The 7,663-nt window shown below is 40.8% G+C and carries 7 protein-coding genes; 6 read left to right on the forward strand and 1 reads right to left on the reverse strand.

The genetic code is table 11. From position 1 onward, the window contains the following. Positions 1 to 81: 81 nt before the first annotated feature. Complete coding sequence (locus U0M88_RS07140) at positions 82 to 414, reverse strand: hypothetical protein (protein WP_331869376.1); 333 nt, start codon at positions 412 to 414, stop codon at positions 82 to 84. 254 nt (positions 415 to 668) lie between these two features. On the opposite strand from U0M88_RS07140, the gene U0M88_RS07145 reads away from it, so the two are divergent. The 6 genes from U0M88_RS07145 to U0M88_RS07170 form a co-directional block, all read left to right on the forward strand. Then, on the forward strand, positions 669 to 1,508 hold the full coding sequence (locus tag U0M88_RS07145) for a hypothetical protein (protein WP_331869377.1): 840 nt from the start codon (positions 669 to 671) through the stop codon (positions 1,506 to 1,508). A 53-nt stretch (positions 1,509 to 1,561) separates the two neighbouring features. Continuing rightward, a complete protein-coding gene (locus U0M88_RS07150; protein ID WP_117445707.1) occupies positions 1,562 to 2,848 on the forward strand; it encodes an FtsW/RodA/SpoVE family cell cycle protein in 1,287 nt (428 codons plus the stop codon). Next, positions 2,829 to 3,380, forward strand: a complete 552-nt coding sequence (gene rsmD, locus U0M88_RS07155; protein ID WP_168965409.1) for a 16S rRNA (guanine(966)-N(2))-methyltransferase RsmD — start codon at positions 2,829 to 2,831, stop codon at positions 3,378 to 3,380. The genes U0M88_RS07150 and rsmD overlap by 20 nt, the downstream gene beginning before the upstream one ends. Next, positions 3,377 to 3,853 (forward strand): pantetheine-phosphate adenylyltransferase, encoded by a 477-nt coding sequence (gene coaD, locus U0M88_RS07160; protein ID WP_331869378.1) that lies wholly within the window; start codon positions 3,377 to 3,379, stop codon positions 3,851 to 3,853. The genes rsmD and coaD overlap by 4 nt, the downstream gene beginning before the upstream one ends. After that, a complete protein-coding gene (rnc, locus tag U0M88_RS07165) occupies positions 3,823 to 4,533 on the forward strand; it encodes a ribonuclease III (protein WP_438940436.1) in 711 nt (236 codons plus the stop codon). Before coaD ends, rnc begins: the two co-directional genes overlap by 31 nt. A gap of 11 nt (positions 4,534 to 4,544) precedes the next feature. Beyond that, positions 4,545 to 7,663 (forward strand): PolC-type DNA polymerase III (locus U0M88_RS07170; RefSeq protein WP_331869379.1); only part of this gene is annotated, 3,119 nt, incomplete at its 3' end.

Below are 7,663 nucleotides of genomic sequence, written 5' to 3' on the forward strand. Positions count from 1 at the left end.
CTTAAAAAATGTAGTAGCAATACTACAATTTTTGTCATGCCTTATTAGTAAAAAACTATCTAGACTTGATTGCCTGTATAGTTATAGTTGTCTTAACTTAATGACATTGAAGGTGAGCCGCTTTTTCTTCCATGCTTGGATGAGCTCCTGACCAAAGACATTTTGATAGATCGTTTCAAGAATTCCTTTTAGTTTTCCTTCAAATTGAACTTGTGCGTTTTCCGCACATGTTGAAGTTTCATCAAGTTCTTTGTCATTATAAATATTTCGAATGTGACGAGTAATTCTTGATCGATCTACATCAAATAGTGTGGCCATCTGGTCTTGTGATAACCAAACATCCTCACGATTTTCACTTACAGTTACTTCTAATTCCAATTCACCATTTTTAAATAGTACAATATCCTTTGTCATGTGATTCTCCTTCTGGAAAATAAAAATTTTTTCTTAAAGAAAATTATAAATAGAGAATCTTACTAAAAAATGACGGACAAGCCTTTTAAGGGTGTAAAGGTGGATAAAAAACATCAAATTTATCTATATTTTTGGGAATAAAATGAGAAATCAGCAGAAGTTTAGATTGACTTAGAAAGTCCACGCTTCTTCATTTTGCAGGTATATTCACGTTCTTTTGTTAAATCTATGGTAGAATGGATACTGGTGATAACATGACAACATTACAAAAACGACTTTTAGTTGTGATCAGTATTTTGACAGCTTTTATGGTTTTTGTCGCATCCAGTCTGTTTATGGCCTTTATGATCAATCCAGATCAGCTTTATGTACGCTATCAAAGTGTTGAAGATACAAAGATTTCGCAAGATATTGGTGTAGTTTCCATGGTGTATTTTACAGATGTGCAATATGGCAAATTTCAAGATGATGCCCGTATGGAAAAGTTGATTCATACGATACAGGATTTAGATCCCGGCATTGTGATCTTTGGCGGCGATCTCTATGATGATGCTTATACGCCCAGTGAAGAATCCAATCAAAAGTTGATACAGTATTTCAATCAGATCGAGGCACCATTAGGTAAGTTTTGTGTGTTGGGTGAAAAAGATCAGGATGAAACAAAGGCACAGTCGGTACAGAGCATCTTAAATAACAGTGGCTTTGAGATTCTATCCAATACGTCTGTTCGGCTTTTAAACTGTATTCGTTTGACCGGTTTAACAACTTCACCGGATTATTCCATTTTGAGCGCGAATGCGGCACAAGAATATAATATAGTAGTCAGTCACTATCCCGATGTTTTGTTGGATCAGAGCCTGCAATCGACTGCGATATCCTTGGCTTTGGCAGGACATGCACATGGAACGCAGTTAACGTATCCATGCCTCGGTGCTTACCGAAGCGTAGAAGGAGCGACTTCCTTGAATCGGGCACAATCTGTGAATCTGCCGTTTGAAACGATTCTTTCAGCTGGTGTGGGATGCACAAAGGTGGATGCGCGTTTAAATGCCGACCCGGAAATTCATTACTTCTTATTTTCACATAAGAACTGATAGGCTTTGGTTGTGCCTGGTATTGTGATAAAATAACCCAGTCAGGGGGATCTATGTTTAAAAGAAAAGTAAAAAAAGTGCAGAAACAACAAAAAGAAAAAAAGAAGCGAAAACCGCAATGGGGGCTGTTTTTTGATAAAGTACGTCACTTTTTTTCTTTAACACCTAAAAGTGACAGGATCGTAACATTGGCGGTGCTTTTGTTAGTGTTGTGTGGAACGGTCATGATCATTTCCACCAATGTTGGTGGTACGACTTCAAATGCCAATATTGTTTTGACGACAACAATTCGACAAGTAGTCTATTTGGTCATATCATTTTTGTTTATGTGGGCAGCCAATCATATTTTTAACTTTAAATGGTTCAGCAAGGCACAAAATATGATTCTGATCTTTGCGTTTATTTTTATGTTGATGCCATTAGCGTTTGCCGCATCCGGAGGTTCCCATGCCTGGATCCGTTTGCCGGGAGGTGTGACGATACAGCCGGCAGAATTCGCAAAACCTTTGTTGATCCTTGTGTTCGCAACTTCCTTGTATCAGGCCAGAAAGGATGCGAGCATGACAAGACATTGGCAGATTTTGTTTCGAAAACCGTTTATTTGCTGGGCGATGTTGATGGTAGGAATTGTCCTGCAACATGACTATGGAACCGGCTTTATTATTTCCTTTATATTCTTTATCTGTTTGATGATTCCGGCTTACCCGCAAATGGAGACATTTCAAAAATGGCTGCGACGGATCATCGGTACGGTTTTTATCGTGGCACTTGTTTTGTTCTGGGTGACGGATATCGGTACATCCATTTTGTCGCATACACCTTTGGCACATATTGCCACGCGTATTGAAAATGCGAAAAATCCTTATACGGATGTTTACGGAAGTGGATACCAGCCGGCTAATGCCTTATATGGAATTGGAAGCGGTGGCTTATTTGGCCGTGGAATCGGTGGTTCGCTGCGGAAATATGGATATTTGACACAGGCAGATAATGATTATATTTTAGCGGTCATTATTGAAGAAACCGGAATTTTTGGTCTGGGAATCCTTTCTTTATTATATGGATTGTTGATCTACCGCTTTTTCTATTATGCATTTAAGACCAATGAATTTACCTACAAGACCGTGCTTGTGGGTTCCAGCGCTTATTTGTTTATCCATTTTGTACTGAATGTAGGTGGTGTTTCCGGCTTGATCCCATCGACCGGTGTTCCGCTTTTGTTTATCAGTAGTGGTGGTTCTTCCTTGATGGCGGCTTTTATCACTGTCGGGTTATGCCAGCAGTGTATTTCCCAAATTCGGTTAAAGGAGATGAAATCGAATGCGTATCGTATCCGGTAAATTTGGCTCTCGAAAACTGGTCAGCGTGGATGGAATGACGACCAGACCAACATCGGATAAAGTTAAGGGTGCCATTTTCTCCAGTTTAGGAAATCAATTTTCAGGCGGTACTATGTTGGATTGTTACAGCGGTACAGGGAATATGGCGTTGGAAGCCATCTCACGAGGAATGGATCATGCGGTATGTGTAGAGATCAATAAAAAGGCTGTGCAGGTGATTCGCACCAATGTCAAAAATCTAGGTGTATCGGATCAGGTTAAGGTGATTTTGGGAAATATCTTTTCCGTTTTATCACAACTGCAAACGACATTTGATTTGGTCTATATCGATCCACCTTATAAAAAAGAAGAAAATATAAAGTTATTGGAAGCATTGGATTCTCACGATCTGGTCAATGAAGATGGACACGTGGTTATTGAAAGCCTTGCCACACAAACTTGGCCGGATCAGGTAGGTCATTTTTATAAATATAAAGAAAAAACATATCGGGATACAAAAATAACGTATTATAGAAAGGAAACCAAATCATGACTAAAGCTTGTTTTTGCGGAACCTTTGATCCATTGACCAAAGGGCATATAGATATTATCGAAAGAGCTGCCAGTATTTTTGAGGAAGTGATTGTCTTTGTATCCGTAAACAGTGAAAAGAAAGAGCAGTTTCCTAAGGAACAGCGGATGTATTGGATCAAACAGGCAACATCTCACTTAAAAAATGTACGTTGTGTCATACAGACAGGTCTGGTCGTAGAAGCTTGTAGAAAAGAAGGTGCCAGAGTTTTGGTTCGCGGATTGCGTAACTCTATCGATTTTCAATATGAGCAGAATATGGAAGCGATGAATCATCAAATGGCACCGGAGATCGAAACGGTATTTTTGATGAGTGATCCGGCACATCTGTATTGTTCCAGCTCCAATGTTCGTGAACTTCTTCGGTACGGACAAGATGTATCCCATATGGTGCCGGAATGTGTATGGCAAGATTTAAAGAAGGTGAAAAGATGAAGGAATTTACAGAATGGATGACAGAAAATGGATTTCAGGTCAAGGATCCGCAAATTTATCAGGAAGCCTGTACACATTCAAGCTTTGCGAATGAACATCATAAAAAAGGCAAGGATAATGAGCGCCTGGAGTTTATGGGCGATGCAGTCTTACAGATATGGAGTGCCGATCAACTGTTTCATATGGAACCGGTCATGCGGGAAGGGCAAATGACAACCTTGCGTGCCCAAACAGTTTGTGAAGCAACCCTGGCGAAGTTAAATCAGAAGCTGGGCTGGTATGAATATTTAAAGCTTGGTGTCGGTGAAGAAAAAAACGGAGGGCGTCATCGTGCCAGTATTTTAGCGGATCAATTTGAGGCCTGCCTGGGCGCTATTTATATCGATCAGGGGTATGGCACCTGCGATGCGATCTTAAAAGAGCATATGTCTCCTTTGTTCAAAGCAGAAAAAAGTGAAGATGTAAAGGATTATAAAACCCATTTACAGGAGGTCATTCAGGCAGATACACGTAAGACCATTCAATATCGCTGTCTGCAGGAAATTGGACCAAGCAACGCTCCGACATTTACGATGGGTGTATATTTGGATGATATATTGTTGGGAACCGGAACAAGCTCGACAAAGAAAAAAGCCGAGCAGCTGGCGGCTAAAGATGCGTTTGGCAAAATGGTCAGATAAGGAGTGATCCGATGGTTTGGGAAAGCATAGGCAATTTTTTGCCGAAAGAATTTAAAAACTATTTTGAATATGCTCTTTTTGAAAAAGGGCCTGTTTTTCATGTGAAAAAAGAACAGCTGGAAATGACACTTTTACTGGAGCACGTGCTTCCATTTGAGGTGTATTCCCGCTTGTTGCATACATTAAAAGTTAAGACACATGTGCATGTGGATTTGATCGTCCATGCCAAAGATACACAGGTGGATATGGTCAATCTGGATCAATATGTCAGTTATTTTGTGGAAAAAGATACACAGTTTAAAGATTTTCGTTTTCTTCATCCGTTTATAGAAGAAGATATGGTATATTTTTCGACAAAAGATGAAACAAGACTTGCCAAGATGAATCGTAAACTCCCTTCATTGATTGAAAATCTTAAAAATGTCGGGATTCAAATGGAGATGATGTGTAAAAAGATCGAGGACGACAAGGTCATTGAAACACAACATATTGAATTACCGGAAATCCATGCACCTAAAGAAGAACCGGTGCGAAAGACATATCGCAAAGAAGAAGCCGTTTCCTGCGCCATTGCGGAGCTGCAGGTGGGCATGCGCTCGGTGATTATCGAAGGTCATATTTTCTCCGTTGATAATCGTGTCATGAAATCCGGTAAGACGTTACAGATGTTGTATGTATCGGATTATCAGGATGCGATCGTTTGTAAGCGATTTGAAAATGCGCGTTGTTCCATTGATGAGATCAACAGTGTGAAAAAAGGTATGAGCGTTCGCTTAAAAGGGGAAGTTGTCTATGACAGTTTTTCTAAATGCGATTCCTTTATGATCCAGAGCTTAGAAGAAATACAGCCAGCTAAGCGAAAGGATAAAGCGAGTGAAAAGCGTACGGAATGGCATGTGCATTCCAACTTTTCGGAAATGGATGGAGTATGTTCTATCGAGGAATACATTCAAACGGCGTATGATTGGGGCATGGATGCGATTGGTATCTGTGATCATCAAGTCGTACAGGCTTTTCCTATGGCTCAGCATAAGGTCACAGCTTTAAATAAACAAGATCCGGACCGTAATTTTAAAATGTTGTATGGCTGTGAGATGAGCATGGTCGATCCAGAGTATAAGATCATTTTCAATAATGACCATCGTAAATTGGAAGATGCTACCTTTGTCGTGTTTGACTTGGAAACGACCGGTCTTTCCAATCGCTTAGATGAGATCATTGAATTCGGTGCTGTTAAGATGAAGCATCGTGAGGTCATCGATCGAAAACAGATGTTTATCGATCCCAAGCGTACCATTCCTGCCAGCATCACGTCATTAACGCATATTTCACAACACGATGTAGATGGACAAAAGACGATTGAACAAGCCATTGATGAATTGTTGGAGTTTATCGGCGATTCTATCCTGGTAGCCCATAACGCATCCTTTGACGTTGGCTTTATGAATGCCGCCTGTCAAAAGTGCAATAAAGGGCATTTAACTAATCCTGTGATTGACACCTGGCCATTGGCCCAGGCCATGATTCCGGATGCAAAGCGTTACAACCTGGGAAGTGTATGTCGTCATTATGGTGTCAGCTATGATGGAGAGGGGGCCCACCGTGCCGATTATGATGCCGAGGTTCTATCGCAAGTTTTATGTCATATGCTAAACGAATATGACAGTGAAGTCACCTTGGATGATCTGGCGGTCTTAAAGAATGAAAACAGCTATACAAAAGTTAGAAATTATCATACAACGGTCTATGCCAAAAATAAGGATGGCTTAAAGGAACTGTTTGAATTGATCACGTTAAGTCATACCAAATATCTTTCTACAGAAACGGCAGCAGGTGAACCGAGAATTCCGCGGTTTGAACTGGAAGCCAAAAGAAAGAACGGAAACTTGTTGATTGGCTCCAGTTGTCAAAATGGAGAAATATTTGATTTGGCACATACAAGGGATGCCCAGATGCTGGAAGAGGCCATGGATTTTTATGATTACATTGAACTGCAGCCTTTGGATTGTTACCGCAATCTTCTTCAGATGCGAAGACGTGGTAAAGCCATTCAAAGCGTGGATGATCTAAAAAAGATCATTGGATTTATTTTGGATGCAGCCAAAAAGAAGAATAAGCTGGTGATTGCTTCCAGTGATGCACATTATGTACACCCACATCAAAAGCGAGTACGTGATATTTACATCAATGCCAAGGCCATTGGTAATGCCAGACATCCTTTATATCTGTATGATCAACAACAGCGTAAGGCCACCAGTGCACCGAACCAGCATTTGTTGACAACGGATGAAATGCTGCAGGCATTCTCGTGGTTAGGGGAAGATCTAGCCTATGAAATCGTAGTAACAGATACCAACAAACTCAAGAAAATGACAGAACCGATCTATCCGATCAAAGATAAACTGTATCCACCGGATATCGAAGGATCCGATCAGAAATTGCGAGATATCTGTTTTGAAACAGCGCATAAGATGTATGGAGAGCAATTACCGGAAATCGTAGAAAAGCGATTAAACCGTGAACTGGATAGTATCATCGGACACGGGTACTACGTAGTTTATTACATTTCTCATTTGTTGGTGAAGAAAAGTAACGAAGATGGCTACCTTGTAGGAAGTCGAGGGTCGGTTGGTTCCAGCTTTGTGGCGACCATGAGCAACATTACCGAAGTGAATCCATTACAGCCACATTATGTTTGCCCAAAGTGTCATCATTATGAATTTATTGAAGGTGAAGAAGTCAAATCCGGTTTTGATTTGCCGGATAAACCGTGCCCTGAATGTGGAACCATCATGCGTGGAGATGGGCAGGATATTCCATTTGAAACCTTCCTTGGGTTTGAAGGTGACAAAGTTCCGGATATTGATTTGAACTTTTCCGGGGATTACCAGGCCAATGCGCATGCCTTCACCAAAGAGATTTTTGGGGAGGATCATGTTTTCCGAGCCGGTACGGTAGGTACGGTACAGGAAAAAACAGCTTATGGATATATCAAAGGCTATGAAGAAGAAATGGGGATTGAACCATTCAGTGAAGCAAAACGAATCGACCTTGCCAAAGAATGTGAAGGAGTAAAACGAACGACCGGTCAGCATCCGGGAGGAATCGTTGTAGTTCCGCTGGATATGGA

The sequence above is a fragment of the Faecalicoccus sp. genome, from assembly GCF_036552745.1.
In the GTDB taxonomy this organism is placed as follows: domain Bacteria; phylum Bacillota_I; class Bacilli_A; order Erysipelotrichales; family Erysipelotrichaceae; genus Faecalicoccus.

Excerpts from the sequence above, each read along its gene's own strand:
- rnc (WP_438940436.1), top strand. The coding sequence starts at position 3,823 with ATGGCAAGATTTAAAGAAGGTGAAAAGATGAAGGAATTTACAGAATGG.
- U0M88_RS07145 (WP_331869377.1), top strand. The coding sequence starts at position 669 with ATGACAACATTACAAAAACGACTTTTAGTTGTGATCAGTATTTTGACA.
- U0M88_RS07140 (WP_331869376.1), bottom strand. The coding sequence starts at position 414 with ATGACAAAGGATATTGTACTATTTAAAAATGGTGAATTGGAATTAGAA.
- rsmD (WP_168965409.1), top strand. The coding sequence starts at position 2,829 with ATGCGTATCGTATCCGGTAAATTTGGCTCTCGAAAACTGGTCAGCGTG.
- coaD (WP_331869378.1), top strand. The coding sequence starts at position 3,377 with ATGACTAAAGCTTGTTTTTGCGGAACCTTTGATCCATTGACCAAAGGG.
- U0M88_RS07150 (WP_117445707.1), top strand. The coding sequence starts at position 1,562 with ATGTTTAAAAGAAAAGTAAAAAAAGTGCAGAAACAACAAAAAGAAAAA.